This is a genomic window from Bradyrhizobium sp. GW821-FHT13H06, assembly GCF_058803975.1.
The window spans coordinates 284,533-308,891 of sequence record NZ_JBXAPN010000001.1 but is presented as its reverse complement, the minus strand read 5'-3'; the positions used below and the strand labels follow the sequence as shown (position 1 = coordinate 308,891).

The 24,359-nt window shown below is 64.7% G+C and carries 28 protein-coding genes; 14 read left to right on the top strand and 14 right to left on the bottom strand.

What is annotated here, in order from left to right; translation table 11 throughout:
• The first annotated feature begins 2 nt into the window (after positions 1 to 2).
• Positions 3 to 566: a DinB family protein gene (locus AC1RQP_RS01515; RefSeq protein ID WP_492935676.1), complete on the top strand. Its 564-nt coding sequence runs from the start codon at positions 3 to 5 to the stop codon at positions 564 to 566.
• Between the two features lie 11 nt (positions 567 to 577).
• Positions 578 to 1,234 carry an HAD-IA family hydrolase gene (locus AC1RQP_RS01510; RefSeq protein WP_492935675.1) on the top strand — a complete coding sequence of 219 codons (657 nt, stop codon included), beginning with the start codon at positions 578 to 580 and terminating at the stop codon, positions 1,232 to 1,234.
• A gap of 129 nt (positions 1,235 to 1,363) precedes the next feature.
• On the opposite strand, the gene AC1RQP_RS01505 is transcribed toward AC1RQP_RS01510, so the two are convergent.
• Positions 1,364 to 2,005, bottom strand: a complete 642-nt coding sequence (locus tag AC1RQP_RS01505; RefSeq protein WP_492935674.1) for a TetR/AcrR family transcriptional regulator — start codon at positions 2,003 to 2,005, stop codon at positions 1,364 to 1,366.
• Between the two features lie 192 nt (positions 2,006 to 2,197).
• Between AC1RQP_RS01505 and AC1RQP_RS01500 the strand changes: the two genes are divergently transcribed.
• Together AC1RQP_RS01500 and AC1RQP_RS01495 are read left to right on the top strand one after the other, a co-directional pair.
• On the top strand, positions 2,198 to 3,205 hold the full coding sequence (locus AC1RQP_RS01500; protein WP_492935673.1) for an alpha/beta hydrolase family protein: 1,008 nt from the start codon (positions 2,198 to 2,200) through the stop codon (positions 3,203 to 3,205).
• Between the two features lie 29 nt (positions 3,206 to 3,234).
• Positions 3,235 to 4,080 carry a DUF3313 domain-containing protein gene (locus AC1RQP_RS01495; RefSeq protein ID WP_492935672.1) on the top strand — a complete coding sequence of 282 codons (846 nt, stop codon included), beginning with the start codon at positions 3,235 to 3,237 and terminating at the stop codon, positions 4,078 to 4,080.
• Positions 4,081 to 4,158: 78 nt separating this feature from the next.
• Here AC1RQP_RS01495 and AC1RQP_RS01490 read toward each other — a convergent pair whose 3' ends face one another.
• The 6 genes from AC1RQP_RS01490 to AC1RQP_RS01465 form a co-directional block, all read right to left on the bottom strand.
• Positions 4,159 to 5,112: a YVTN family beta-propeller repeat protein gene (locus tag AC1RQP_RS01490; protein WP_492935671.1), complete on the bottom strand. Its 954-nt coding sequence runs from the start codon at positions 5,110 to 5,112 to the stop codon at positions 4,159 to 4,161.
• Positions 5,113 to 5,114: 2 nt separating this feature from the next.
• Positions 5,115 to 5,678, bottom strand: coding sequence for an SRPBCC family protein (locus AC1RQP_RS01485; protein WP_194393833.1), 564 nt, complete (start codon positions 5,676 to 5,678; stop codon positions 5,115 to 5,117).
• Positions 5,679 to 6,595: 917 nt separating this feature from the next.
• Positions 6,596 to 7,363, bottom strand: a complete 768-nt coding sequence (locus AC1RQP_RS01480; protein WP_492935670.1) for an AAA family ATPase — start codon at positions 7,361 to 7,363, stop codon at positions 6,596 to 6,598.
• An 84-nt stretch (positions 7,364 to 7,447) separates the two neighbouring features.
• Positions 7,448 to 8,308, bottom strand: a complete 861-nt coding sequence (locus AC1RQP_RS01475; protein ID WP_492935669.1) for a PCC domain-containing protein — start codon at positions 8,306 to 8,308, stop codon at positions 7,448 to 7,450.
• A 9-nt stretch (positions 8,309 to 8,317) separates the two neighbouring features.
• The gene (locus AC1RQP_RS01470; protein ID WP_492935668.1) at positions 8,318 to 9,925 is read right to left on the bottom strand and encodes an acyl-CoA synthetase; all 1,608 of its coding nucleotides are present in this window, start codon (positions 9,923 to 9,925) and stop codon (positions 8,318 to 8,320) included.
• Between the two features lie 105 nt (positions 9,926 to 10,030).
• Complete coding sequence (locus AC1RQP_RS01465; RefSeq protein ID WP_492935667.1) at positions 10,031 to 10,528, bottom strand: hypothetical protein; 498 nt, start codon at positions 10,526 to 10,528, stop codon at positions 10,031 to 10,033.
• Between the two features lie 93 nt (positions 10,529 to 10,621).
• On the opposite strand from AC1RQP_RS01465, the gene AC1RQP_RS01460 reads away from it, so the two are divergent.
• Both AC1RQP_RS01460 and AC1RQP_RS01455 read left to right on the top strand, forming a co-directional pair.
• Complete coding sequence (locus AC1RQP_RS01460; RefSeq protein ID WP_492935666.1) at positions 10,622 to 10,981, top strand: hypothetical protein; 360 nt, start codon at positions 10,622 to 10,624, stop codon at positions 10,979 to 10,981.
• Positions 10,982 to 11,068: 87 nt separating this feature from the next.
• Positions 11,069 to 11,344 carry a GNAT family N-acetyltransferase gene (locus tag AC1RQP_RS01455; RefSeq protein ID WP_239623731.1) on the top strand — a complete coding sequence of 92 codons (276 nt, stop codon included), beginning with the start codon at positions 11,069 to 11,071 and terminating at the stop codon, positions 11,342 to 11,344.
• 49 nt (positions 11,345 to 11,393) lie between these two features.
• On the opposite strand, the gene AC1RQP_RS01450 is transcribed toward AC1RQP_RS01455, so the two are convergent.
• On the bottom strand, positions 11,394 to 11,789 hold the full coding sequence (locus AC1RQP_RS01450) for an SPW repeat protein (protein ID WP_492935665.1): 396 nt from the start codon (positions 11,787 to 11,789) through the stop codon (positions 11,394 to 11,396).
• 320 nt (positions 11,790 to 12,109) lie between these two features.
• Here AC1RQP_RS01450 and AC1RQP_RS01445 point away from each other — a divergent pair, with 320 nt between their 5' ends.
• Entirely contained in the window at positions 12,110 to 12,385 is a 276-nt protein-coding gene (locus tag AC1RQP_RS01445; RefSeq protein WP_492935664.1) for a GNAT family N-acetyltransferase, read from the top strand.
• Between the two features lie 52 nt (positions 12,386 to 12,437).
• Here AC1RQP_RS01445 and AC1RQP_RS01440 read toward each other — a convergent pair whose 3' ends face one another.
• The gene (locus AC1RQP_RS01440) at positions 12,438 to 12,836 is read right to left on the bottom strand and encodes a DUF3597 domain-containing protein (protein ID WP_239623734.1); all 399 of its coding nucleotides are present in this window, start codon (positions 12,834 to 12,836) and stop codon (positions 12,438 to 12,440) included.
• A 335-nt stretch (positions 12,837 to 13,171) separates the two neighbouring features.
• Between AC1RQP_RS01440 and AC1RQP_RS01435 the strand changes: the two genes are divergently transcribed.
• Entirely contained in the window at positions 13,172 to 14,080 is a 909-nt protein-coding gene (locus AC1RQP_RS01435) for a DUF2189 domain-containing protein (RefSeq protein ID WP_492935663.1), read from the top strand.
• A gap of 131 nt (positions 14,081 to 14,211) precedes the next feature.
• The gene (locus AC1RQP_RS01430; RefSeq protein WP_492935662.1) at positions 14,212 to 15,036 is read left to right on the top strand and encodes a lytic murein transglycosylase; all 825 of its coding nucleotides are present in this window, start codon (positions 14,212 to 14,214) and stop codon (positions 15,034 to 15,036) included.
• 83 nt (positions 15,037 to 15,119) lie between these two features.
• On the opposite strand, the gene AC1RQP_RS01425 is transcribed toward AC1RQP_RS01430, so the two are convergent.
• Positions 15,120 to 15,383, bottom strand: a complete 264-nt coding sequence (locus AC1RQP_RS01425; RefSeq protein WP_492935661.1) for a hypothetical protein — start codon at positions 15,381 to 15,383, stop codon at positions 15,120 to 15,122.
• A 626-nt stretch (positions 15,384 to 16,009) separates the two neighbouring features.
• Between AC1RQP_RS01425 and AC1RQP_RS01420 the strand changes: the two genes are divergently transcribed.
• The 5 genes from AC1RQP_RS01420 (at position 16,010) to AC1RQP_RS01400 (ending at position 20,724) form a co-directional block, all read left to right on the top strand.
• Positions 16,010 to 16,162: a DUF1127 domain-containing protein gene (locus tag AC1RQP_RS01420; RefSeq protein ID WP_007590701.1), complete on the top strand. Its 153-nt coding sequence runs from the start codon at positions 16,010 to 16,012 to the stop codon at positions 16,160 to 16,162.
• Positions 16,163 to 16,286: 124 nt separating this feature from the next.
• A complete protein-coding gene (gene trmFO / locus AC1RQP_RS01415; protein WP_492935660.1) occupies positions 16,287 to 17,714 on the top strand; it encodes a methylenetetrahydrofolate--tRNA-(uracil(54)-C(5))-methyltransferase (FADH(2)-oxidizing) TrmFO in 1,428 nt (475 codons plus the stop codon).
• A gap of 7 nt (positions 17,715 to 17,721) precedes the next feature.
• On the top strand, positions 17,722 to 18,816 hold the full coding sequence (locus tag AC1RQP_RS01410; protein ID WP_492935659.1) for an AMP-binding enzyme: 1,095 nt from the start codon (positions 17,722 to 17,724) through the stop codon (positions 18,814 to 18,816).
• 94 nt (positions 18,817 to 18,910) lie between these two features.
• A complete protein-coding gene (locus AC1RQP_RS01405; RefSeq protein WP_492935658.1) occupies positions 18,911 to 19,468 on the top strand; it encodes a CAP domain-containing protein in 558 nt (185 codons plus the stop codon).
• A gap of 77 nt (positions 19,469 to 19,545) precedes the next feature.
• The gene (locus AC1RQP_RS01400; RefSeq protein WP_492935657.1) at positions 19,546 to 20,724 is read left to right on the top strand and encodes an aminotransferase class V-fold PLP-dependent enzyme; all 1,179 of its coding nucleotides are present in this window, start codon (positions 19,546 to 19,548) and stop codon (positions 20,722 to 20,724) included.
• A 19-nt stretch (positions 20,725 to 20,743) separates the two neighbouring features.
• Here AC1RQP_RS01400 and AC1RQP_RS01395 read toward each other — a convergent pair whose 3' ends face one another.
• From AC1RQP_RS01395 to secF, 4 genes are read right to left on the bottom strand one after another with little or no spacing between them, the layout of a single operon-like run.
• On the bottom strand, positions 20,744 to 21,985 hold the full coding sequence (locus AC1RQP_RS01395) for a threonine ammonia-lyase (protein WP_028179507.1): 1,242 nt from the start codon (positions 21,983 to 21,985) through the stop codon (positions 20,744 to 20,746).
• A 45-nt stretch (positions 21,986 to 22,030) separates the two neighbouring features.
• Positions 22,031 to 22,894, bottom strand: coding sequence for a phytoene/squalene synthase family protein (locus AC1RQP_RS01390; protein WP_492935656.1), 864 nt, complete (start codon positions 22,892 to 22,894; stop codon positions 22,031 to 22,033).
• Positions 22,891 to 23,274 carry an Mth938-like domain-containing protein gene (locus AC1RQP_RS01385; protein ID WP_239623742.1) on the bottom strand — a complete coding sequence of 128 codons (384 nt, stop codon included), beginning with the start codon at positions 23,272 to 23,274 and terminating at the stop codon, positions 22,891 to 22,893. Before AC1RQP_RS01385 ends, AC1RQP_RS01390 begins: the two co-directional genes overlap by 4 nt.
• Positions 23,275 to 23,334: 60 nt before the next feature.
• On the bottom strand, positions 23,335 to 24,354 hold the full coding sequence (gene secF, locus AC1RQP_RS01380; RefSeq protein ID WP_239623743.1) for a protein translocase subunit SecF: 1,020 nt from the start codon (positions 24,352 to 24,354) through the stop codon (positions 23,335 to 23,337).
• Between the last annotated feature and the right edge of the window lie 5 nt (positions 24,355 to 24,359).

Genomic DNA, 24,359 nt, shown 5'->3' with positions numbered 1-24,359 from the left:
CTTTGCCTGCCGGACTTGTGCAAACCTATCGCGCGTTCGCCCATAACAATGCCTGGGCAAACCATCGGCTGCTCACTGCTTGCGCTGCTCTGCCTCAAGCTGATTTCGAGGCCAAGCGGACCGGGTTCTTTCCAAGCCTGCAGCGCACGCTAAACCACATCCATGTCGTCGACCTCTTCTATGTCGATGCGCTGGAGGGCGGTTGGTTGGGTCCGGCCGCCTGGAAGAACCAGGTGCCGTACCCTTCTCTAGCCGCGCTCAAGCAGGCACAAGCCGCAGTCGACAAGCGCTTGGTCGCTGTCTGCGATGCATTGACGCCGGAGATCCTCGACAGCGTTGTGCGGATCAACCGCGACACGGCCGCACAGACCGAGCGACGCGACCGGCTGCTCATGCATCTGTTCCAACATCAGATTCATCATCGCGGACAGGCGCATGCCATGCTGTCCGAAACGCGCGTCGCACCGCCTCAGCTTGACGAATTCTTTCCCGAGGGAGAAGCATCGCTCCGCGCCAGCGAATTCGCCGAACTAGGTTGGACCGAAGAGACTGTGTGGAAAACCTAGTTCGATAGCGGATGAACAAACCAACATCCCTTCACGTGCCCTACGCCCTCGCCATCTTCGACCTCGACGGCACCCTCGCCGACAGCTTTCCGTGGTTCCTCCGCACCATCAACGACGTCGCAGATCACTTCAATTTTCGCCGCGTGAAGGATGAGGACATCGAGGAGCTGCGGCATGCGTCGAGCCGCGAGATCCTCGCCCGGCTCGAAGTGCCCTTGTGGAAGCTGCCGGCGATCGCGCGGCATGCGCGTCGGCTGAAGGCTGAGGCCGCCGCGGAGATCGCGCTGTTCGACGGCGTCGAGGCGATGCTGCGGACGCTGGCCGGAAACGGCGTGCAGCTCGCGCTGGTGACCTCCGACAGCGAAGCCAATGCGCGCGAGAAGCTCGGGGACGTCGCAGCGCTGTTCGCGCATTTCGACTGTTCTGCGTCGCTGTTCGGCAAGCCCGCGAAATTCCGCCGCGTCATCCGGCGTGCGGGCGTAAGCTCTGAGCGAGTGATTGCGATCGGCGACGAGGTTCGCGACATCGAGGCCGCTCGCGCCGTGGGTATCACCTGCGGCGCCGTATGCTGGGGCTATGCGGCACCCGCAGCGCTGCGCGCGCATGCGCCGGACCACACGTTCGAGCAATTGGACGAGATCGTGCGGGCGTTGTGCCCGGTGCGGTAGCCCGGATGCGCAGGGCGACATCCGGAGCAAATCTCCAGGTCACCCGGCGTCGGAAAGTTGCGGAGCGAGCTGGACTAGCCAGCCTCCCGCTGACGCACGTCGCAGGATCGGCCGTCAGTCCCGCACGAGTCAGTCTTGTGCAAGCAGGCCCCTTCCAATTTCCTGGTCCAGGCACGCAAAAGCCTCTCTCAGGCAAATGGCGAGAGGTCGCTTCCCCTGGTCGCGGTTCCAGTTTTCGATCGCAAGACGGAATGCGCCGACCGACATCATGGCGACCATGCGGAGCGCGGGTTGCTGCCTCGGCTGCGGCCACATCTGGCAGAGCGCGTCGAAGACCGCTTGTTCCTTCTCTACATATTTCGCCTGCTGCCGTATGCGAAGCGACTCGTTCGCGCACATCAGGCGCTCGATTGCCTTGGTCTGCTTGTAATCGGCGGGAAAGCGGGCCGTCAGCTCCAACAAGGCGTTCTTTACGGCAGTGAGAGGCGACTGTTTGGTCGATTGCTCCAGCACGGCGGCTCGCAGGGTCTCGCTGAAACCGCCGTCCTGCCACGCCAGCAGAATCTCTTCCTTGGACTTGAAGTAGTAGAAGAACGTCCGCCGCGAGATCCCGGCGGCCTCCGCGATCGCGTCGAGCGTGGTGGCCTCGTAGCCGTGGGTCAGAAACAGTTTCAGGCCTTGCTCGGTGATGCGATGCAGCGTTTCGCGCCGCTTCCGTTCGCGCAGGCCTTCCTCCTTTCGAGACGAGCTTTTCATGGCCTGTTCTGGCACGAAATGAATCCGCTTGCAAAATTGCACTAAGTGCAATACAAAATTACACCCAGTGCGAATTGTGTTCAAGGTGTGTTCATGGCGAACAGGGTTGGCGGCGACACTCCCTCGTGGCATGTTTCATCCGCGCCCGCACGTGGCGGGGGCAACGCAATCGCGCCCCCCAACATGACACGACGGCGCCTCGGTGCCATGCTGCTCGCCGTCGCGGTCACGGCCGCCGTTCCGGCGCCTCCAGCGCAAGCGCAGTCCGCCCCGCCCGCCTTCGTCGACTTCGACTGGGTCGATCCAGCACGTTCGCGAGCCGTTCCGGCGCGCCTGCATTGGCCGACGACTGTCGCGCCGGGATCGCGCGTACCGCTCATCGTGTTCTCCCATGGCCTGGGTGGCTCCCGCCGGGGGTACAGCTATCTCGGGCGATATTGGGCGGCCCGTGGCATTGCGAGCTTGCATGTTCAGCATGCGGGCAGCGATTCGTCGCTCTGGCGAGGCAATCCTCTCACCGTCGTGGACCGTTTGCAGCGGGCGGCTCATGAGAGCGAGGCGCTGGCGCGGGCCAGGGATCTGCACTTCGCTCTGAACCTTGTGCTGTCGAGCCCCTACGGCGCCGAGGTCGACCGCCGGCGCATCGTAGCAGCCGGACATTCATATGGCGCGAACACGGCCCTTCTTGCGGTTGGCGCCCGCGTGATGCGTGAAGGGCGGTGGGTCGAGGCCCGCGACCCGCGCTTTTCGGCGGCCATCGTCATCTCTGCGCCGCCGTTCTACGGCGAGTCCGATCTTGCCTCGGTCCTGGGCAAGATCGCCGTTCCGAACCTGCACGTGACGGCGACAAACGACGTCATCGAAATCCCCGGATACCACTCGCCTGCTGCCGATCGATTGGCTGTCTTCAACGCCATTGCCGAACCGCGCAAGCTGCTTGCCGTGTTCGAGGGCGGCTCGCACAGCATCTTTACCGATCGCTCGTTCACGGGTGGTCCGGCTCTCAATCCGAAAGTGAAGGCTGCGACGGCCGAGCTCACTCTGGCTTTCCTCGACCTGGCCTTCGACGGCAACGAGACGACGCTGGCGCGTTGGAATGCGACCTGGCAGCCAATCCTGGCATCGGCGCCCGGCGCCGCGCCCTCTCCCGTTCCGGCCGCGCGTTCCCGGCGCATGGTCCAGAGGGCGGAGATCGGTCTTGCTCCCACGCCATGAGATGGTGTGTCGCAGCGGCCTTGAGCTTGATGGCTGCAGGTTGCGCGACCGCACCGCTGGAGCGGTCCGGGTCCCTGGCCTCTTACGACGATCTGACGCCGTCCGATGGTGTTCTGACCAAGTCGCAGGTTCGGATCAGCAAGGCTGATGTTCTCGCCGCGAAGACTGCGCGTATCGAGCCAGCTGCGTTCGCGGCAACCGCCGCAAGCCAGCCGTTCTCCGACCGGCAGCGCAGCCTGATCAAGAATGCGATAAATAGAGCGATGTGTCTTGCGCTGAGCGAGCGCTTCCGGATCGTAGCACCGACGGAAGCCGCGGACTTGAATGTTCGGGCGGTCGTTACCCACATTGCGCCGACCGATGCGACGGCAGCCGGCGTCTCCAAGGTCGCGAGCGTTGTACCCTCCATCGTTGCTCCCGGTGTGCCCATCCCTGTCCCGCGGCTTCCGATCGGACTTGGGAGCCTGTCGGTAGAGGCCGAAGCCCGTGACCGCAGCGGCAACCAAAAAGCTGCCATGATCTGGGCGCGCGGCGCGAATTCATTCACCAGCGCTCCGCGCGCATCGAGCGACGGGGATGCCTATGATCTCGCCGGCGCTTTCGGAGACGATTTCGGGAAGATGCTTGTGACCGGCGAGAGTCCGTTCGGAAAGGTCTCGGCGCCGCCATCCATCGGCCGTCTGCAGGCCTCTCTCGGCGGCGCGCCCAAGGAGGCGATCTGTGAAACATTCGGGCGAGCGCCGGGACTGATTGGAATGGCCGGAGAGAGGATTGGGCTGCCGCCGGATTGGACCGACCGGGGTGCGCCGGCCAGCGCGGTCTCGGAAGCGGCGGTTACCGATCAGGCTGGCCCCCCGCCAACTGATCAGCGCTGACGGGTACTACTGAATGAGCGATCGGCAGCAGCTTCATGCAGCGTCGTCGCTTGCGAAGCGGCCGCGGGTCTTGGCGAACTACTCCGTCCTGCGCAAGAACATCCCGAACGCGCGCGGGCCGTCGCCAACCTTGACCTCGCCGATCACCTTCAACTCGGCAACATCGATGATGCTGAGCGTGTTGCTCTCCCAGCAGGCGACGATGATGCGCTTACCGTCGGCGGTTGCGGCAATGCCTTCGGGATAGTCGCCGACCGTGATGCGCTTGATCGGATTCAGGCTCGCGAGGTCGAACACGCTGACGGTGCCGCCATATTGGTCGGTGACGAAGCCGCGGCCCGGCGTCAGCGCCACCGCATAGGGCCGCATCCCCACCGGCACGCGACCGATCTCGCGGCCGGCGGCGATGTCGATCACGGAGACATCGTCGGAGCCGACATTGGCGGTGTAGGCGCGCTTTCCGTCGGCATCGATGGTAACGCCGAACGGGCGGGTGCCGACCTTGATCATGGCCCTGCGCTGGCGCGTCGCGGTGTCCACCACCGAGACGCTGTCGTCGTCGCGGTCGGCCGAGAGCAGCAGCCTGCCGTCCGGCGTCACGGCGAGGCCCGATGGCGAGGCGCCGACCGCGATGCTGGCCGTGACGCTGCGCGAAGCCGTATCGATCACCCGCACCGCAGCGGCATACCAGTCGGCGACATAGACGGTGCGGCCATCGGGCGCGACGGCAATGCCGAGCGGCCCGCCGCCGACCTCGATCCGCCCCGCGACTTGCCGCGCGGCCGCGTCCACCACCGTGACCGCCTTGGCATCGGGACTCGTCACATAGGCAAAGCGCCCGTCGGCGCTGACGGCGACACCGGCCGGCTTGCCGCCGATCGGAATGGTCGCAACGCTGCGCGACGTCGCGAGGTCCACGACCATCAAGTCTTCGCTGAGCTGGTTGGTGACGAACGCCTCCTCGGCGAACGCGCCGCCAGGACCGACGAGGCAAAGGCTGGCGGCGAGTGCCGCCAGGACCAGCGCCCGCACTATCAGCTTCCGCTCTCGATCTTCTTCTTGAGCGCCTCGAGCCCGGCCTTGTACAGCCCGCTCACGGCGGTCCTGGCGGCCTCGTCGCTCAGCTCCGGCGGCGGATCGTTGTTAGGATAGCCGCGATAGAACGCGCCGGCCCATTCCAGCTTCGCCTTGCCGTCCGGCGCCGGCGACACCGTCAGTGTCGAGGAATAATTGGTCACCGGCAGCACCTTCACGTCGACCTTGGTGATCCGGTACGAATAGCTGAGCATGTCGGGCTCGTATTTGTAGAGCTCCTCCTCGACCGTTGCGCCGCCCGTGAGCGTCAGCGTCCGCGTCGCGCCGATCTCGTTGCCTTTCTCGCCCGTGGTCTTGGTGACGGGCTGGAGCCAGCTCATGTCCTGAAAATTGCCGATCACCGCCCATACCTTGGCCGGGGCCGCGTTGATCTCGATGGATTCCCTCACCTTCTGCCGCGTCGGCCCGTGCGCCCAGACCGGCTCGAACGCCGTCGTCAGTGCCATCCCCGCCACCGCCAGCGCCGCGACCCCGGCGATCGCCGGTCCCATCGTCATCCTCATGTCGTTTCCTCACTTGATCCTGCGCGACTTGAAGCGCGCTGGAAGCATCGTAGCGCATTTTTGGACGGTGGGGAGACCGGTTCGTGGCGCGGCTGTGGCGGCGCGCTCCCCACCATCACACCATCCGTTGCGGTGCCTGACGGGCAAAACACGCCAGACCACGGTCAACTCCTGCGGGCGAAAATAATTCGCTTTACTCGAATTCGGAATTATCGCATGTTTTGGCCACCCCAGCCCGGGCCGAGGGGCGGATCGCGATCGTCACGAACGCGGGATGGGAATGTGGTGGACGCAGGCAGCGTCGCGCGCAGGCCGTTTGCAGGGCGGATCACTCCGTGAGCAGACGAGGCGCGCACACGACGGGCGCAGCCAGCGTACGGCAAAATCGTGTGGTCCTGGCGCCCGGGGTCTGTGCGCCAAGGCTTGCGGTGACGTTGCGGCCCGACCGGGTTCGCACCGTCGCTCATCCGCAAGGCGACGGGGGCAATAGTGCATCGCTCCCCGAGGAGATCACGACATAAGCCGTAAACCACTGCGCAGGGAAGGCCGGACGTTTGGCTTCACCTGTATGCCGCTGTGCAGTGTTTTTAGCACACGCTTTCGCACAGTGGACCGCGGGTGCCAGCCGGCACCCGGCCTTCCCTGCGCCCTCGGCACTTTTGAGGGCGGCGATCAACACAAAGCTCGGACACGATGTGCCGCGAGAACGGGAAACTGCGCGTATAATGCGGGTAGCAATGCTAGAGAAATTCGGGCTCTCGTGCCCCGGACGCAGCGCAGCGCCCCTTCGGCGGTGCGCTGCTGAGCCGGGGCCCATGGGCAGCACGACGCGCGAGCTCCTGGGTCCCGGCTCTGCGCCGCAACGCTCACGCGTTGCAGCTTGTCCGGGACACGAGTGTGGGGCGTCGGGTGCGCCCCTACTCCGCCAGCGTCGCTTCCACGAACCCGCGTGGATCAGTACAAAACTCCCGCATCACCCGGTAATGATCGGTCTGCTCGACCGTCGTCGGCTCCAGGCCGTATTTCCCGAGCCGCAGCAGCCGCGCGTCGGGATAGGCCATCAGCATCGGCGAATGCGTCGCCATGATCACCTGGCAGATGCGGGACTCTTCCATGCGGCGCAGCAGCTTCAGGAATTCGATCTGGCGCGCCGGCGACAGCGCCGATTCCGGTTCGTCGAAGATGAAGATGCCCTGGCGTTGGCAGCGTTCTTCGAAGAAGCGCAGGAAGCCTTCACCGTGGGAGTGCGAGAGGAAATCGGGACCGACCTGGCCGACGTCCCGCGCCGCCTTGTCCAGATATCGCGCAACCGAGAAAAAGCTCTCCGCACGGAAGAACCAGCCATTGGTGATCTTCGGCAGCCAGCTTGCGCGCAGCGCCTTCGAGAGTTGGCCGCCCATCTTCTCGCGCGCTTCGGAATGATCGACCGGCCTGTAGCCCTTGCCGCCGCCGGCATCGTCATAGCCGGCGAGCGCCGCGATGCCCTCGAGGATCGTCGATTTCCCGGTCCCGTTCTCTCCCACGATGATGGTGATGGCCGCGTCGAAGATGAGCTCGAAATCATCGGGAAAGATGGGCAGGCAAAACGGATAGACCTCGCGATCGTGAACTTGCGAGGGATCGAGCCAGACCCGCTTCAGATACGGCGCAGGCAGGTTGATCGTCCGATTGCCTTTTCGTGCCATTGCCCGCCCCTGAGACCATCACCAGAACATAACAGGAACAAGAGAGCTGTAAAGGCTGTACCCCGCCCGCGCAGGCCTGACCAGCTACGCCAGCGCCTCCAGCACCAGCTCCATGGTCATCAGCACGGGATTGTCGCCGCGGATCAGGCGGCCCTCGGCGATGCCGCCGGTGTAATCGATCAGCGCAACATCGAGCGCGGCCTGCAGTTCACCGGAAGCGCCCGGCGCGATCGCACCGGCCGTGATCGCCAGCTCGGTCGCGAACGGCTCGGTGACGCCGCCATGGGTGAAACGCGCGCCGATGGTCGAGCCGACGCCGCCGTGGATTTTCGCACGCGCAATGCCATGTGCACGGCAGAAGTCCTCGAGGCCGCCGGCGAAATCCTGATTGGGCCGCAGCCGCAATGCGAAGCTTCGGCTCGTCGTGCGGGCGCCGGTGCTCGCGACCGCGACGGGCCCGAACAGCTTGAAATTGGTCTCCGGATCGGGTTCGGCGGTGAACATCGCGCCATCGATGCCGAACGCCTCGACCTCGAAGGGCTCGGCCACAACGGTCTCGTCCGGCAGCATGTGGCCGCCGCCTGCCTTGCCGTCGGCCTCGGTCCAGAGCCCATGGCAATGAAAGAACGGCGCGCCGTCCCGCACGCCCAGCGTCATGCTGCCAAGCTTCGTGCGCGTCACGCCTTCGGGCCGATATGTCTCGCTGTAGAATGCCGCGTTCTCGCCGGTCTTCGACAGCGCCGGCATGACATAGGCGAACGGTTCGAGCGCACCGCGGCCGAAATTGAGCACGCCGCAGGTAAATCCCTCTGCCGCAAATCCGCGACGTGCAGCTTCCAGCAGCGGCAGTCCTGCCTGAAGCGTGAAGGAAAAGGCACGTCCCCTCGCCTCCACCCATTGAATGCGTTCGGCGACGGGCGGGCCCGGCTGCTTGATACTCCGCATCACCTGCGCTCAGCCTGCCTTGGTCTTGTCGAGATCGAGCAGCCCGCGCGCCTCGAGCTCATCGCGCACCATCCGCTTTGGCACCTTGCCGTACCCGGACTTCGGCAGCGCCTCCCAGAAGAAGAACCGCTTCGGCATCTTGTAGCGCGGCACCTTTGGCGAGAGGAACGCCGCCATCTCCGCTTCGCTCACTGGCTTCGCGCCTTCGCGCGCAACGCAGACAGCTATTCCGACCTCGCCCCAGGTCGCATCGGGCACGCCGAGCACGGCCACCTCGCCGATCTCAGGATGCGTCAGGATCTTCTCCTCGATCTCGCGCGGATAGATGTTGGAGCCGCCGGAGATGTACATGTCGGAGGCACGTCCAGTGATGTAGACGAATCCCTCCTCGTCCATGTGGCCGAGATCGCCGGTGCGGAACCAACCATTGCGAAATGCCTTCGCATTGGCTTCGGGATTGTCGTAATAGCCGGCGAACACCGCAGGCCCGATCACGCAGATCTCGCCGCTCTGGTTGGCGGCAAGCTCCCGTCCCTCGTCGTCCTGGATCGAGACCTGCATGCCGGTGCGCTCGAAGCCACAGGTGCCGATCTTCGCGTGCGGGCCGTCCTCGGGGTCGTGCAGCGCGGCCGGCAGCACGGTGATGTTGCCGGTGACCTCGCCAAGGCCGAAATACTGCACGATGACCTTACCGAGCTTCTTCAGCGCGGCCTTCTGGTCCTCGCGATACATTGGCGCGCCGGCATAGATCACCTGACGCAGCGAGGAATGATCGTATTTGTCGGCGGCGGGATGCTCGACCATCATCTTGAGGATCGTCGGCACCGTGAAGAGATTGCTGACGCGATGCGCCTCGATCAGGCGGAACGCCTCGTTGATGTCGAATTTTTCGGTCGGCAGCAGCACCGTGCATGCGCCGCGCGCGGTCTGCATCAGCTGATGCACGCCGGCGCCGTGCGACAGCGGCGCCACCACCAGCGAGGCATCCTGCTCCGTCACGCCTGGCGTCAGATCGGCAAGATGATTGGTGACGACGAACCCCATCTGGCCGTGGGTGAGCACGGCCGCCTTGGAACGGCCGGTGGTGCCGGAGGTGAAGAAGAACCAGCAGGGATCGTCGTGTTCGACAGCGACGTTCTCGACTGCCGTTCCTGCCCGCGAGGCCATGGCATCGGCAACCGACATATCCGCGAATGGTGCCTTGCCGTCGATGCTCCAGGTGAACTCAAGCGCGCCGCCCTTCACCGCCGCAGCGTGCTCGGGGAAATCGACATGGCACAGAAACGCCTTGGCGCCGGAGGCCTGCGCGAGATAGCTGACCTCGTCCGGCATCAGGCGGAAATTGGTGGGCACCCAGACCGCGCCGAGCCGGAACGCGGCGAACATCGAGACGAACATCTCATCGCCATTCTTGGAATGGACGAGAATGCGATCACCCCTGGCGATGCCGCGTGCGGCGAGCGCCGCAGCCAACGCCGAGACCTGTGCATCGATCTCGCGCCAGGTCCAGGACTTGTCACCCCAGACGAAGCCGGGGCGCGATCCATGCCGCCGCGCATTCTGGGTCAGCATGTAGGCAAGATTCATGACGCGGCGGGACATGCGCAGGGGCTGCATCGGGCTTCCTCTTCGACGACGGGCGGCGCACAAGCTGCCCGCTTATTGCCGCCCATTTATCGCCATCGCCAGCGCCCCTGCAAGGCCGGCGGCTGCGGACCAGCTCTACGGCTGCTTGAACGCAAACGGCGTCGCTGCGATGGTCTTCTGCTTGATGCAGGTCTGCGGACCGAAGCCGCCGCAGAAGCTGCCATGCAGATCGAAGCGGATGGTGCGGGCGGCGCCGCGCTTCGACGGCGGCGCCATGATCTTGTAGCGGAGGACATGGCCGCCGAACACCTCGCGCACCCTGCCCTCCGGCAGTGTCACCAGGATCTTCATGACGCAGCCGCCGGTTCCGCAATACGTCGTCTCGCGATCGCCGCATTTGGTGTCCTGGAAATCGACGATGTAGTCCTCGCGGCCATCGCCGGTGAGGTCGATCTTGCGCACGGTGTTTGGCGCGAAGGTCACCTCGCCGCCCTCCTGGGCGTCGCATTCCTCATTGGCGTAGCGCAGCGCGGTCTGCACGCCCGGTGGATAGTCGGCCGGATTGAACGGCTTTGCGTCGTCGGCGCGTGCGCTTGCCACGAGCAATGTGAGCAGGAGGATCAGATATCGCATTGGCGTTGGTCGCAGCCACAATCGCAATTGTTCAGTGAATTTTAAACATGATCGGCGCACCCTTCATCCGTCTCCGCGTACAGAGTGCATTCCATGATCAAAGCGCCCGCCGTCATCCTGCTCACGCTGGCGCTCGCCGGATGTGCCGTTGCGCCACAGGCGCATCTGGCTTCCGATCCCGCCTTCAAGCCTGCGCGTTATGCCTGGGATGGCGCCGGCGAGGATCCCAACCGGCCGCGCGCTGCTTCACAACCAACGCACACCGCTGCCCACGCCGAGCGCAACAGGTCGCAAGCCGGCGTTCAGCCCCACTCGAAGGAATGGTGGCAGGCGCAGGACGGCATCGAGGCCGAGCAGGACGCCAGGGTCAACCGTTCCCTGATCATCTGCCAGGGTTGCCTCCGCCAGCCGCCGCAGCCCGAGGATTCCAGGCTGGCCAAAGCGACCGATTGAACCGAACGACCGCAACATCGGAAACCTGCCGACCCGACCGCGCGTTACGGTCTCGTGCGCGAGGCTGGCAGTTGGAGGGGCCACGACATGAGCGACGTTATCAACAACAAGGCGCAACACCGCTACGAGCTTGCGGTGGAAGGCCATCTTGCGACCGAGCACTACAAGCTCGATGGCAACGTGATCACATTCGAGCATACGGACGTGCCGAAGGAACTTGGTGGCAAGGGCATTGGCTCGAAGCTGGTACAAGGCGCACTCGACCACGTCCGCGCCGCCGGATTGAAGCTGATCCCACAATGCCCGTTCGTGAAGGCGTGGATCGACAAGCACCCGGACTATGCAGATCTCGTAACAAGATGAGTGCACAGGCCCGCCGCCCGTGGCCGGCGGGCCTGCCGGCATCTACGGCCTATTGCCCATGCTTGAGCAGGTCCTGGTCAGTCTGACCCCAGTCCTGCCACAGCTGGAGTATGCCGAGCAGCACCACCACCGCACCGAGCGCCGTGTGGTAGACGCGGAGGAAGCCGTCGGCGGAATAACCGATCACGTAAGGCGAGGCGATGAGCCACAGCCCGACCAGGATCGTGGTCACCTCTTGCCACCGCTGCAAGGCCACGTATTCGAGCTGGCTGATGCCAAACACGATCAGACCGATCGCGACGGTATTCAGGATGGCCGTCTGGTGTCCGGTGACCGCCTGATCCTGGACGGGGAACCACGGCGAAGCGACGATCGCCGCGCCAAGCAGCATCCCGCACCAGTCTTCCCATGTTCGATGAGTCTTCAAGAAACCAGAGTCCGACATCGTACCCTCCTGCAAAAGAGGCATACGTCTGCGGCTGGCGATCACGACACTCCGAATATCTGGCGACCCTGCCGGCCGCATTCGGGCGTATGTCCTTTCCAGGACGTGGGAACCGAACTTCGGCTTGCAAGAGCTGTATCGAGGAATATTTGCGATCGCCGGGCCATGCTCGCAGAGCGCGATGTCCATACTGCACTGCGGTCACAGCGGCGCGCATTTGCGGATATCTCCTCTGCACCAACCTGCCTTGGTCTCACCTTGGCAAGGGCGGAGGCAGCCTCCTAGATCAGGAGGCAATCTGCATTTCAGAAGGATCCCTCATGGCGGCATCGGTACGCGACAACAAGGACAGGAGCCGCTTCGAGCTCGATGTCGACAGCGACATCGCCTTCGCCAACTACCGGCTGACGCCGTCCGCCGTCATCATCACCCACACCGAGACGCCACGCGCGCTGCGCGGCCGCGGCATCGGCTCCGAACTGGTCAAGGGCGCACTGGACCTGATCCGGCGCGACGGCAGGAAGGTGATCGCCGGCTGCAGCTTCGTCGTCGACTATCTCGACAGGCATCCGGAGGATGCAGATCTGGTCGCCTGAAAGCAAAGGGGCCCGCGAGATCGCGGGCCCCTCCGGCACGACCCGGGGCGGGTCAGTGCTTGATCTCCGGCGGCAGCTTGCCGCCGTTTGCTGCGAGCTTGGACATCACCTGCTTGTGCAGCCAGACGTTCATGCTGGCCGAGTCGTTCATGTCGCCGCCGTAGCCGAGTTCCTTGGCGAGATCCTTGCGCGCAGCGAGGCTGGAATCGATGTCGAGCGCCTTCATGAGGTCGACGATCGAGGTGCGCCATTCCAGCTTCTCGCCCTTGTGTGCGGCCGCCGCCTTGTCGACGATCGCCGCCACGTCGACGGCAGCCATGGGCGCGGCGGCCGGCGCCGAAGCGCCTGGCGCGCTTGCGGGCGCGCCGGGCGAAGCTGTGCCACCGGCAGGCGCGGCGGAGGCCGGCTGGCTGCCGAAGATCGCGCTCATGATTTTCCCGAAAATGCTCATGTCTGCTCCCCGAAAAGGAATCCGTTGGAAGGGCCTTGAGTGGCACTTATAGACGAAGTTGCCGCGCCGCGCCCGCAACTTCCGCGGGCTAACAGCAGCATCAGCTTATCTGCGGCGAAATGACGACAGAATGACGTCGTTGTGGTTGCGCCGCGGCATCGAATTTCACCCGAGCATGAGGGACAGGGCTTGGACTTGGGAGTATGGTTGGCATTCAGCTCGCGATGCCAGCCGGAATTCGCGTGTGGTCGGGATCGCGAGATTTCAGAGAATGGCGGCCGCTTGCGCCGTTTGCCGGCGCCGGTCTTGGCTGCCTGGCAAGGGAGCTAGCGACCATGGCCACACTCTACCAGGGCAATGTCCCCACGATGGCCCAGCCCGCGGATACGGCTGGACCGGTGATCCGAACCATCCGACTGTCCGATCTGCGGGACGCGCTCAGGCGCGGCTGGGAAGACTTCAAGGCCGTTCCGAGCCACGCCATCATCCTGTGCGTGATCTACCCGGTGCTCGGCCTCGTCCTCGCCCGCGTGGTGATGGGCTATTCAGTGCTACCCCTGTTGTTTCCACTGGCTGCCGGTTTCGCGCTGATCGGGCCCTTCGCGGCGCTCGGACTCTACGAACTCTCCAGCCGGCGCGAGCGCTATGAACCGGCCAGCGCCTGGGATGCCATGGAGGTGCTGCGCTCGCCTTCGTTCGGTGCGATGCTGGGCCTCGGCACATTGCTGCTCGCCCTGCTCGTCACTTGGGTCGCGACCGCGCAGGCGATCTACATCGCAGCGTTCGGCTACGAGGGCGTGACCGGACTCTCGGACTTCGTGACGCGTGTGCTGACGACTCAGCAAGGCTGGTGGCTGATCGCGGTTGGCTGCGGCACCGGCTTCCTGTTCGCGCTCGCCGCGCTCTGTATCAGCGTCGTGTCGTTCCCCTTGATGCTCGACCGTCATGCCGGCGCATTCGAGTCGATGGTGACGTCGCTGCGGGTCGTCGCAAGAAACCCCGTGCCGATGGCGGCGTGGGGCTTCATTGTGGCGGTGCTGCTCGCGCTCGGCACAATACCGGCCTTCCTCGGCCTTGCCGTGGTGATCCCGCTGCTTGGCCATGCCACGTGGCACCTCTACCGCAAGGTGATCGTCTCGGAGCCCGGGGCGCGCCCGGTGCCGCCCCCGCCGCATCGGCCGCGCAAGCCGGCCGCCGACTTCCCGGCCAACCTCTTCCCCTGGCGCAATCGGACCGACGCCTGACGATATCGTGACATGCGATCCTGCCTTGCCCTGGCTCGGGCAGGATCGCACGCTGCTGTGCGCCTTGCTTTGGCCGCGGTTCCAACCGAGATTGCGCCCACCAGATCGCTTCACGGAATTCATTTACTCGAATGACCCCGACGATTTCTCGTCTTGCTCTCGCAGCCTTCGCCCTCTCCGCTTCAATCCTGTCAGCCCAGCCAGCGCTCGCTGCTGTTGCCTGCGGCTCGGGCAATTTCGACGCCTGGCTTGCGGATTTCAAAACCGACGCTGCGGCGAAAGGCATCTCGCAGCAGGCCATCGCCGCCGGGCTTGCCGGCGTGACGCTCGATCAGAGCGTGCTCAACCGCGACCGCTCGCAAAAGGTCTTCACCCAGTCCTTCGAGGAATTTTCCGGCCGCATGGTGCCGCCACGCACGCAGCGCGGCTCCAACATGATGAAGCAATACGGCTCGGTGCTGTCGCGCATCGAGCAGGCCTATGGAGTGCCCGGCGAGATCTTGGTTGCGATCTGGGGTTTGGAGACCGATTTCGGCGTCAACACCGGCAAGTTCGCGACGATCCGTTCGCTGGCAACGCTTGCCTATGACTGCCGCCGCTCCGAGCAGTTTCGCGCCGAGTTGATGGACGCGCTACGCATCGTCCAGCGCGGCGATCTCGCCCCAGCCGATATGAAGGGCGCCTGGGCCGGTGAGCTCGGCCAGACCCAGTTCATGCCGTCATCCTGGATGAAATATGCCGTCGATTTCGACGGCAATGGCAAGCGCGATCTCCTGCATAACGCGCCCGACGTGCTCGCCTCCACCGCCAACTATCTCGCCGGCTATGGCTGGCAACGAGGCAAGGATTGGCAGCCGGGCAGTCCGAATTTTGCGGTGCTTCAGCAATGGAACAAGAGCGAGGTCTATTCCAAGACCATTGCCTATTTCGCCACCCAGCTGGCGCGCGCCCCTTAAGCCCCCGGACAAGCGAGCAAGGGCCGATCGCGCGGCGATCGGCCCTCTCTTTGGTGCGCTGACTTCTCAGTTTTTATTTGGTCCTATTTGGCCATGGTCGCCTGCATCGCCTTGTTCAGATGCGCACCGCACACGCCCATCTTGCCGTTGAGCAGCGCGTCCTGTGCCGACGCGATTTCCTTCTGCGCGACGAACTTGCCGTCGCCGTCGGCCATGTTCTCGATCGCGGTCTCCGTCTTCTCCAGATTGGCCCCGCTGCAGCCGCCCGCGGCGTGCTTGGCGGCCTCAGCCGGCGCGACGGCGAACACAACGGCAGCGATTGCGATAACCCCGAGTAACTTCGACATGACGTTACCTTCCTTCTTGTCCTTGCACAGACCAGCGACATTGCCGGATTCTGCGGCACGACTTTCATCTAGGCGCGTCAACTTGTCGCAATAAATTCTCTGCGAGAATTGCGTGATGCTGCACATGGCGCAGAGCGGCATGCAGAAATGCTGTCTTTCATAACAGGCCTGTAACGAATGCTGCACGCAAAGCGTGCACTCAGCGTGCAGGGGCGTTCACCGGTCGAACAACGACAAACATCTAGGGCGATCCATAGCAGATATGAATGAACTAATATTCATATCTTTTGTTCCTGACTCATGCGAATCGCGCATGTATGACTTGGGTTCAGTAGCTAGTTCGGGTCCTGGCGGGCCGAGGAAACGCAACATATTTCCCTGACGCATTACAGCTCACTCTGACACGATAAGTCCGTGAATTCACGGACATTTGTTACGCCTTGCACGAGACCGTGCCCGTTGCTTGGGCGGGAGCGCCCTCAGGTTAATCGTCCGTTACAGACGCTATGCACTCTGCGCTTAGCTGCATCGCAACATAGGAACTTTCGCACTGCACTACTCCCATCTATATTCACTTCAACGATGAGGCTCGGGCAAGAGCTGAATCGAACTACAGGAGACTACCAATGCTGCTCTCGCTCATCCGCATGATCCAGGCCTTCCGGGACTATCAGCGCAATGTTGCCGAGCTGTCCCAACTCAGCGATCGCGAACTGGCCGATATCGGCCTCGATCGCTCGGACATCCCGCGCGTTGCCGCCGGTCAGTATCAGGGCTGATCATTTCAGCCCCGACCGGACGACCCGATAGCGCCCGCCTCGTGCGGGCGTTGTCGTATCTGGTGGCAGAAAACTCGATCTCGGCGATTCCACTCTCCGCCGAAAAGCGCTACCTGTCCGCCCCATGACAGGACCCCAATCCAACATCGTCCACGTGATCGGCGCCGGCCTCGCCGGTTCTGAAGCTGCCTGGCAAGTGGCGAAATCCGGCGTGCCGGTGGTGCTGCACGAGATGCGACCGACCCGCATGACCGAGGCGCACCGCACTGATGGGCTTGCTGAGCTCGTCTGCTCCAATTCGTTCCGCTCGGACGACGCCGCCAACAACGCCGTCGGCCTCCTGCACGCGGAGATGCGCCGGCTCGACTCGCTGATCATGCGCGCGGCCGATACCAACCAGGTGCCCGCCGGCGGCGCACTCGCGGTCGACCGCGACGGCTTCTCGGCGGCCGTCACCAAGGCGCTGAAAGATCATCCCCTGATCGAGATCGCCCGTGGCGAGGTCGCGGGCCTGCCGCCTGCCGACTGGAGCAACGTCATCGTTGCCACCGGCCCCCTCACCTCAGCGCCGCTGGCCGACGCCATCCGCGAACTGACCGACGAGAACGCGCTCGCCTTCTTCGACGCCATCGCGCCGATCGTGCACCGCGAGTCCATCGACATGTCGGTGGCCTGGTTCCAGTCGCGCTACGACAAGGTCGGCCCCGGCGGCAATGGCGCCGACTACATCAACTGCCCGATGACAAAGGAGCAGTATGACAGCTTCGTCGCCGCGCTGATGACCGGCGAGAAGACCGAATTCAAGGAATGGGAGACCAATACGCCCTATTTCGACGGCTGCCTGCCGATCGAAGTGATGGCGGAGCGCGGCCCCGAGACGCTGCGCCATGGTCCGATGAAGCCCGTCGGCCTCACCAATCCGCACGATCCCGCCACGAAGGCTTATGCGATCGTGCAGCTCCGTCAGGACAACAAGCTCGGCACGCTCTACAACATCGTCGGCTTCCAGACGAAATTGAAGTACGGCGAGCAGCAGCGCATCTTCCGCACCATTCCCGGTCTGGAGAAGGCCGAGTTCGCCCGACTCGGCGGCCTGCATCGCAACACCTTCCTGAATTCGCCGAAGCTGCTCGACACCCAGTTGCGGCTGCGCGCACAGAAGCGGCTGCGCTTTGCCGGCCAGATGACGGGCTGCGAGGGCTATGTGGAATCCGCCAGCGTCGGCTTGATCGCCGGTCTCTATGCGGCAGCGGAGGCGCGCGGCGAGACGCTTGTCAGTCCGCCGGGCACGACTGCGCTCGGATCGCTGCTCGGCCACATCACCGGCGGCCATATCGAGACCATCGAGCCGGGCACACGGTCGTTCCAGCCGATGAACATCAATTTCGGCCTGTTCCCGCCGCTCGCAACGGTGCCGACGAAGAAGCCCGACGGCACGCGATTGCGCGGCAACGAGAAGACGGTGGCCAAGAAACAGGCGCTGAGCGCACGGGCGCTCGCCGATCTCGATCGCTGGATCGCCGATCACCTTCGCATTGCCGCCGCCGCATGAGTCTTCGATGAGCCTCCCCAAAGACGACGCCGCAGAGCTGTCGGCGCGCTGGATCGAAGGCGTGCTGCTCAAGCGCGACGTGTTCTCGACCGTCGAGCGCGGCCGCTTCCGCGCCGAGAGCGGCGAGACCGATGCGGTGCTGCGCCGGCTCGACGAGGTGCCATGGTGGTCGTTTCTGCTGGCACGCCATCTGTTCGCCCGCGAGAAGCATGCGCTGGTGCGCGCCAAAGGCCTCAACGTCGGTCCCGAACTGCTGTGGGCCGGACGCCGCGCGCTGGTGCGCGGCTTCGTCGACGGCGTCGCGCTGCATCTGGCAAAACCGTATGGCGATCTCGCCTATTTCCGCTCGGCCAAGGCCGCGCTGCGCCGGCTGCGCCGCGCCGGTATCTGCCACAACGATCTCGCCAAGGAGCAGAACTGGCTGGTCGGCCGCGACGGCCGCGCCTACGTGACCGATTTTCAGCTTGCCGCGTGCTTCAACCGTCGCGGCCGGCTCTATCGCATCCTCGCCTATGAAGACCTGCGGCATCTGCTGAAGCACAAGCGCTCCTACGCGCCGGAGGCGCTGACGCCGCGGGAGCGGAAGATCCTCGCGAAGAAGTCGTTCGCCGCGCGCCTGTGGCTCGCCACCGGCAAGAAGGTCTATCGCGCCATCACCCGCGGCCTGTTCAACTTCACCGACCGCGAGGGCGGCGGCCGCAGGCTCGTCAACGACGCGCCGGTGCTCGCCGAGCTGATCCGCCGGAATCCTGCCGTGCGCGACACCGCCATCGTCGCCTTTGCCGACCGCCGCTCCGGCGTCGGGCTCTATGCCTTCGTCGAAGCCGATCAGGCCGCGCTCGAAGGCCAGCTCCGCAGCGAGCTTGCCGCCGCCAAGGGACCGAAGCCGCCCGAGCACATCCAGATCGTGCACGCCTTGCCGCGCAACGCGAGCGGCGCGCCGCGCACCGAGGTCCTGCAACTGGTGGCCATGAACCAGCTCGACCTGATCGAGCCGATGATGAAGAACGAGCAGGACCGCGCCTTCCTCAAGGACATCCTGGAGCAGCGCAAGAACCTGCGCGACCGCTTCAATTTCGAGGCGAAGCTGCCGGCGAGCTAGCGTTGCGGCGTGCCTTGAAGCGTCCACATTGGCGATAGAGAAATGCTTGGATAGCGCAGGGCTGGCAAAGATCATGGGCACTCGGGGGACGATGATGCATCGTGTGATTGGCGGGATGATCGCCGGCCTTCTGCTGCTGGCAGGCGCGCCCGCGATGGCTGACTCGTCGGCCGAGCTGATCTCCAGCTTCCGTCTCAAGCATGGTGAGGCCCCCGTCGTTCGCGATGCCACCCTCGACCGCATCGCCATGGATCAGGCCCGCGCGATGGCGGCGAAGGACGACCTCAGTCACGACGCGCTCGGGCCCTTCAACCGCCGCGTCGCGCCGGCGGGCGCAGGCCGCGCCGCCGAGAACATCGCCTACGGCTACGACAATTTCGAGAAGACGCTGGGACAGTGGATCGACTCGTCCGGGCACCGCAAGAACCTCCTGCTGCACAACGCCTCCCGCGTCGGCATCGCCAGCGCCAAGAATGCCAACGGCAAGCGCACCTATTGGGCCATGGTGATCGCCGGCGATTACGAGCCGAAGGGCAAGGGTAAGGGCAAGAAGGACAAGGAGCCGCTGGTTGTCGTGAAGCGCGAGGCGGCGCCCGCAACCAAGCCCAAATCCAGCACCTGTACCATCAAGCTGCTCAGCCTCTGCATCTGAGCCAGACTGCGCCGTCTTGCTCGCAGTCCTCGACGCGTCTAATTCATGCACGAAGATCGCGAGAAGCGGAGGCGGAGGTGATCGACATCGACCGGATACGCGCCGACACGCCTGCCGCCTCCCGGCTCGCATACCTGCACAATGCGGGTGCGGCTCTGATGCCGGCGCCGGTCGTCGCGGCGATCAAGGGACACATCGATCTGGAAAGCGAGATCGGAGGCTATGCCGCCGCCGACCGTGAGTCCGATCGGCTCGACGCGGTGTATGACTCGGTGGCGCGCCTGCTCAATGCCGCACCCGACGAGATCGCCCTGGTGGAGAACGCGACGGTTGCCTGGCAGATGGCGTTCTACGCGCTTCCCTTCCGCAAGGGCGACCGCATCCTGACGGCCGAGGCCGAATACGCCGCCAATTATGTCGCCTTTCTTCAGGTCGCGAAGCGAACCGGCGCGACGATCGATGTCGTGCCGAGCGATGCCAGCGGCGAACTCGACGTGCACGCGCTCGAACGCATGATCGATGAGCGCACAAAGCTGATCGCCATCACCTGGGTTCCGACCAATGGCGGGCTGGTCAATCCCGCCGCGGCGATCGGCAAGATCGCGCGGGCACATGGTATTCCCTATCTGCTCGACGCCTGTCAGGCGGTCGGCCAGATGGCCGTCGACGTCGATGCCATCGGCTGCGACATGCTGTCGGCCACGGGGCGAAAGTTCCTGCGCGGCCCGCGCGGCACGGGCTTTCTCTACGTCCGCCGGGCTCTACTGCAACAGCTCGAACCACCGATGATCGACCATTTCGCCGCACCCTGGGTTTCGCGGGATGAATATCGGCTGCGGGACGATGCACGCCGTTTCGAGACCTGGGAGAACAATTATGCGGCCCGGCTCGGGCTCGGCGCTGCCGTCGATTACGCACTCGATATCGGCATGGGTTCCATCGGGCAGCGCTGCCGTCTGCTGGCGGACCGCCTTCGGGGCGGCCTTGCGTCCGTCCGCGGCCTCGCCATTCGCGACCTCGGCCGCGCGCCGGGCGCCATCGTCAGCTTCACGATGGACGGGTATGAGGCGGACGCCATCGTGGGCAGCGCCGCTGCCGCCGGCATCACGATCGGCGCGTCGGATCCATCAAGTACCCGCATCGATGCCGAGCTCCGCTCGCTGCCGCCGCTCGTGCGGGCATCGCCACACTATTACAACACCGAAGCCGAGATCGATCGGCTGATCGGTCACCTCGCGGCTCTGGCGTCGCGGTAGCGGCATGCCCGCGCACCGCTCAGGTGCAGCGCGCGCTCAGTCCGGATGCGCTCAGTCTCGCCATCACCTCGTCGAGATGCGCGCTGTCGCGGGTCTCGATGACCAGCTGCAGCAGCGTCGCCTTGGCCGGAAGATCTGAGAAGGTCCGCTGATGCGAGACCTCGATGATGTTGGCGCCGGCTTCGGCCAGCAGCGCGGCCACGGCGGCAAGCTGCCCGGGGCGATCAGGAATATCGAGCGACAACTGCGTCAGCCGCCCCTCGCGCGCCAGCTCTCGGGTGAGGACGGAGGCAATCAGCCGCGTGTCGATATTGCCTCCGCTCAGCACCAGGCCGACCTTCTGGCCGGCAAAGCGGGACGGATCGGACATCAGCGCGGCGAGGCAGGCGGCGCCGGCGCCCTCGACCACCGTCTTCTCGATCGAGATCAGGGTTGCGACCGCACGCTCGAGCTCGGCTTCGTTGACCAGCGCGATGTCGTCGACGAGACGACGGACGATTTCGGTGGTGATCTTCCCCGGCGATTTCACCGCGATGCCTTCGGCCAGCGTATCGCCGCGCGCCGGCAGATTGCCGTCATGGATCGCGTTGTACATCGATGGATACAGCCAGGCCTCGACGCCCAGTATCCGCAGCGATGGCTTGATCGATTTCGCGGCAATGGCAATACCGCTGATCAACCCGCCGCCGCCGATCGGAACGACCAGCGTGTCGAGATCCGGTACCGCCTTCAGCATTTCCAGCCCGATCGTGCCCTGCCCCGCGATGACAAGCGGATCGTCATATGGGTGGACGAAGATCATGCCGCGCGCTTCACCGTGGCTGCGCGCGAAGGCGGCCGCCTCTTCCAGCGTCGCGCCCGTGACCACCACCTCGGCGCCGTGGTGCCTGGTGTTCTCGATCTTCACCATGGGCGTGCCGATCGGCATTACGATGGTGGCGGGAATGCCGAGCCGCTTGGCGTGGTAGGCGACGCCTTGCGCGTGGTTGCCCGCGGACATTGCGATCACGCCCCGCACGCGCTCTTCCGGCGTCAGCGCGGTGAGCCGGTTGAGCGCGCCGCGCTCCTTGAACGAGGAGGTGAACTGGAGGTTCTCGAATTTCAGCCAGATGTCGCAGCCGCAGATACTGCTCAGTGTTCGGCTATGGCTGCAGGGCGTCTCGACGACGGCGCCGCGGATGGTCTCGGCGGCGGCAAGAATGTCGCTTGGTGCGACCGGAAAGCCGCTGAGATCGGACGTGCTTCGGGACAAGTCAGCCATAGGACAGCATAGAGCATTTGGCCGGCTCAGGCGATAAGCCAGCCGCTATTTGGTAAATTCACGCGATCGCGAGGCGCGCCACAATGTCCAGAGCGTGCGCAGCCGCGACGACGGCTGCAGCGTAAACGGGTTGCGTCCCGGACGCGACAGGCGCTCGAGATCGGCCTGCGCCTGGCTCAGCGGCAGAAACGCCGGCCGCATGGACGGTGCCACCTGCGCCAGCAGCGACGAAGCCGTCGTCAGATGCTGCCGGGCTTCACCCGCAAGCTGCTCCAGCACCGCATGGAGATGGGGTGTATCCGTGCCGGCGAAGACATCCTCGATGCTGCAATTGTGCCTCTCCATCAGCTGCTGCGGCAGGAACAACTGCCGATGCGCGGCATCGCGTGGCAAGTTGGCGATGACCTGCACGATGCCCTGCGCCAGCCCGGCATGGCGGGCGAGATGCTCGACCGCCTCGGACGGCGGTCCCAAGACCTGCGCCGCCAGACCGAACAGCGCCGATGAGGTCGCGGCCAGATAGCCTTCCAGCGCGGCCATGGTCGGCATCGGGTCGTTGTAGAGATCGAACTGGTGCTCGTCGGCAAGCAGCGACAGCGGCTCGACCGGCAGGTTGAAATCACGGATCGCGCGGAGCAGCTCGGCTGCCACGGGATTGCCCTCGGCGCTGCCATGGACATGGCCCGACAACATGTCGGTCCACCATTGCAGGCGGATCTCGCCGGGCAAGGGCTGGCTCACCTGGTCGCGGACGCGGACGATCTCGACGTTGAAGGCATACAGGGCCAGCAACGCACGGCGCTCGGCGGCCGGCGCGAACAGGGTCGCGGCGTAACGCGGAAAGTCATGGCTGCGCACCAGATCGGCGCAGAAGGCAACGGAATCGGGCGGCGGCGCAGGGCTGCTCATGGCACGGCGATCAGCGCAGCGGCAACCCGCCGCCGTTCGCCGATCATGATGTTGTAGGTGCGTACGGCGGGTCCGGTCTGCATCGTGTCCAGCACCACCCTCACCGCCTTGAGCGCCTGACGCAGCTCCGGCGGCGGCAGCCACAGCCCGGTTCCGGTGCCGACCAGGAGCGTGTCGATGCTGTTGGCCGCCGTGAAGACCCGATCCAGCGAATAGCGGTCGATCTTCGCGGGGTCCGTCACGTCCCAGGCCCAGACCGCGTCCGGCAGGCAGAGCAGCGAGCCCCGATGCGACATGCCGGCAAAGGCGAAGCCGCCCTTGCCATAGGCATCGATCGGCGCCGAGCGCGGGAAATGCGGAGCATTGGGATCGCCGGCCATGAGCTTCGTCCGAATGGGCTTACTGCCCCCGCAAACTCCTGCGAGGGCACGAGGTTCGGATCATGCCTTGTTTTTCTTCGCCGGCGTAGTCGCTTCCACCGCATCTTCGCGATGCTCGCCGACGCCGAGGTAGATCAGGATCGGGGCCGCAATGAAGATCGAGGTGTAGGTACCGACCAGCACCACGCCGAACATCATCACTGCGGTAAAGCTGTGGATCGCGTGCCCGCCGAACAACAGCAGCGCGAGCAGCGCCAGCGTCACCGTGAAGTGAGTGATGATCGAGCGCGAGAGCGTCGAGTTGATGGACTCGTTGAGAAGCTGCGGCATCGGCATCTTCTTGTAACGCCGCAGCATTTCACGGATACGATCGTAGATGACGACGGTGTCGTTGAGCGAATAGCCCAGGATCGTCAGCAGTGCGGCGATGCTGGTCAGGTCGAAATCGACCTGGCTGATCGACATGAAGCCGATGGTCAGCACGATGTCATGCACGTTCGCGATCATGGCGCCGAGCGCGAACTGCCATTCGAAGCGGAACCAGAGATAGACCAAGATGCCTAGGATCGCGAGCATCAGACCGAGCATGCCATAGGCCAGCAGTTCGCCTGAGACGCGCGGGCCGACCACCTCGACGCGGCGATATTCGACGGAATCGCCAAGCGCGGCGCGAACCTTCTGCACGGCCTCCTGCTGGGCAGCGTCGCCGCCCGGCTGCTCCGCGACGCGGATCAGGACGTTCTCGGGTCCGCCAAACTGCTGCAGCTGGACTTCGCCAAGACGCAAGCCATCCAGCGTCGTGCGCATCGCCGCGATGTCGGCGGCGCCGGACTTGGCCCGCACTTCGAGCAGCGTGCCTCCCTTGAAATCGATGCCGAAATTCAAGCCATGGGTGAAGAACAGCGTGATCGCGACGATCGACAGCAGCGCCGAGATCGGGAAGCTGATGCGGCGGAAGCGCGTGAAGTCGAAATGCGTATCGTCAGGGACGATGCGCAGCGACGGCAGCCAGCCGAACACCGAGACCACGGTGAGGATGGCAATGAGGACGCCGAGCCCGATGAGAACGGTGTGAGTCACGATCA

Excerpts from the sequence above, each read along its gene's own strand:
- AC1RQP_RS01510 (WP_492935675.1), top strand. The coding sequence starts at position 578 with ATGAACAAACCAACATCCCTTCACGTGCCCTACGCCCTCGCCATCTTC.
- AC1RQP_RS01500 (WP_492935673.1), top strand. The coding sequence starts at position 2,198 with ATGCTGCTCGCCGTCGCGGTCACGGCCGCCGTTCCGGCGCCTCCAGCG.
- AC1RQP_RS01495 (WP_492935672.1), top strand. The coding sequence starts at position 3,235 with ATGGCTGCAGGTTGCGCGACCGCACCGCTGGAGCGGTCCGGGTCCCTG.
- AC1RQP_RS01485 (WP_194393833.1), bottom strand. The coding sequence starts at position 5,678 with ATGAGGATGACGATGGGACCGGCGATCGCCGGGGTCGCGGCGCTGGCG.
- AC1RQP_RS01480 (WP_492935670.1), bottom strand. The coding sequence starts at position 7,363 with ATGGCACGAAAAGGCAATCGGACGATCAACCTGCCTGCGCCGTATCTG.
- AC1RQP_RS01475 (WP_492935669.1), bottom strand. The coding sequence starts at position 8,308 with ATGCGGAGTATCAAGCAGCCGGGCCCGCCCGTCGCCGAACGCATTCAA.
- AC1RQP_RS01470 (WP_492935668.1), bottom strand. The coding sequence starts at position 9,925 with ATGCAGCCCCTGCGCATGTCCCGCCGCGTCATGAATCTTGCCTACATG.
- AC1RQP_RS01465 (WP_492935667.1), bottom strand. The coding sequence starts at position 10,528 with ATGCGATATCTGATCCTCCTGCTCACATTGCTCGTGGCAAGCGCACGC.
- AC1RQP_RS01460 (WP_492935666.1), top strand. The coding sequence starts at position 10,622 with ATGATCAAAGCGCCCGCCGTCATCCTGCTCACGCTGGCGCTCGCCGGA.
- AC1RQP_RS01455 (WP_239623731.1), top strand. The coding sequence starts at position 11,069 with ATGAGCGACGTTATCAACAACAAGGCGCAACACCGCTACGAGCTTGCG.
- AC1RQP_RS01450 (WP_492935665.1), bottom strand. The coding sequence starts at position 11,789 with ATGTCGGACTCTGGTTTCTTGAAGACTCATCGAACATGGGAAGACTGG.
- AC1RQP_RS01445 (WP_492935664.1), top strand. The coding sequence starts at position 12,110 with ATGGCGGCATCGGTACGCGACAACAAGGACAGGAGCCGCTTCGAGCTC.
- AC1RQP_RS01440 (WP_239623734.1), bottom strand. The coding sequence starts at position 12,836 with ATGAGCATTTTCGGGAAAATCATGAGCGCGATCTTCGGCAGCCAGCCG.
- AC1RQP_RS01435 (WP_492935663.1), top strand. The coding sequence starts at position 13,172 with ATGGCCACACTCTACCAGGGCAATGTCCCCACGATGGCCCAGCCCGCG.
- AC1RQP_RS01430 (WP_492935662.1), top strand. The coding sequence starts at position 14,212 with ATGACCCCGACGATTTCTCGTCTTGCTCTCGCAGCCTTCGCCCTCTCC.
- AC1RQP_RS01425 (WP_492935661.1), bottom strand. The coding sequence starts at position 15,383 with ATGTCGAAGTTACTCGGGGTTATCGCAATCGCTGCCGTTGTGTTCGCC.
- AC1RQP_RS01420 (WP_007590701.1), top strand. The coding sequence starts at position 16,010 with ATGCTGCTCTCGCTCATCCGCATGATCCAGGCCTTCCGGGACTATCAG.
- trmFO (WP_492935660.1), top strand. The coding sequence starts at position 16,287 with ATGACAGGACCCCAATCCAACATCGTCCACGTGATCGGCGCCGGCCTC.
- AC1RQP_RS01410 (WP_492935659.1), top strand. The coding sequence starts at position 17,722 with ATGAGCCTCCCCAAAGACGACGCCGCAGAGCTGTCGGCGCGCTGGATC.
- AC1RQP_RS01405 (WP_492935658.1), top strand. The coding sequence starts at position 18,911 with ATGCATCGTGTGATTGGCGGGATGATCGCCGGCCTTCTGCTGCTGGCA.
- AC1RQP_RS01395 (WP_028179507.1), bottom strand. The coding sequence starts at position 21,985 with ATGGCTGACTTGTCCCGAAGCACGTCCGATCTCAGCGGCTTTCCGGTC.
- AC1RQP_RS01390 (WP_492935656.1), bottom strand. The coding sequence starts at position 22,894 with ATGAGCAGCCCTGCGCCGCCGCCCGATTCCGTTGCCTTCTGCGCCGAT.
- AC1RQP_RS01385 (WP_239623742.1), bottom strand. The coding sequence starts at position 23,274 with ATGGCCGGCGATCCCAATGCTCCGCATTTCCCGCGCTCGGCGCCGATC.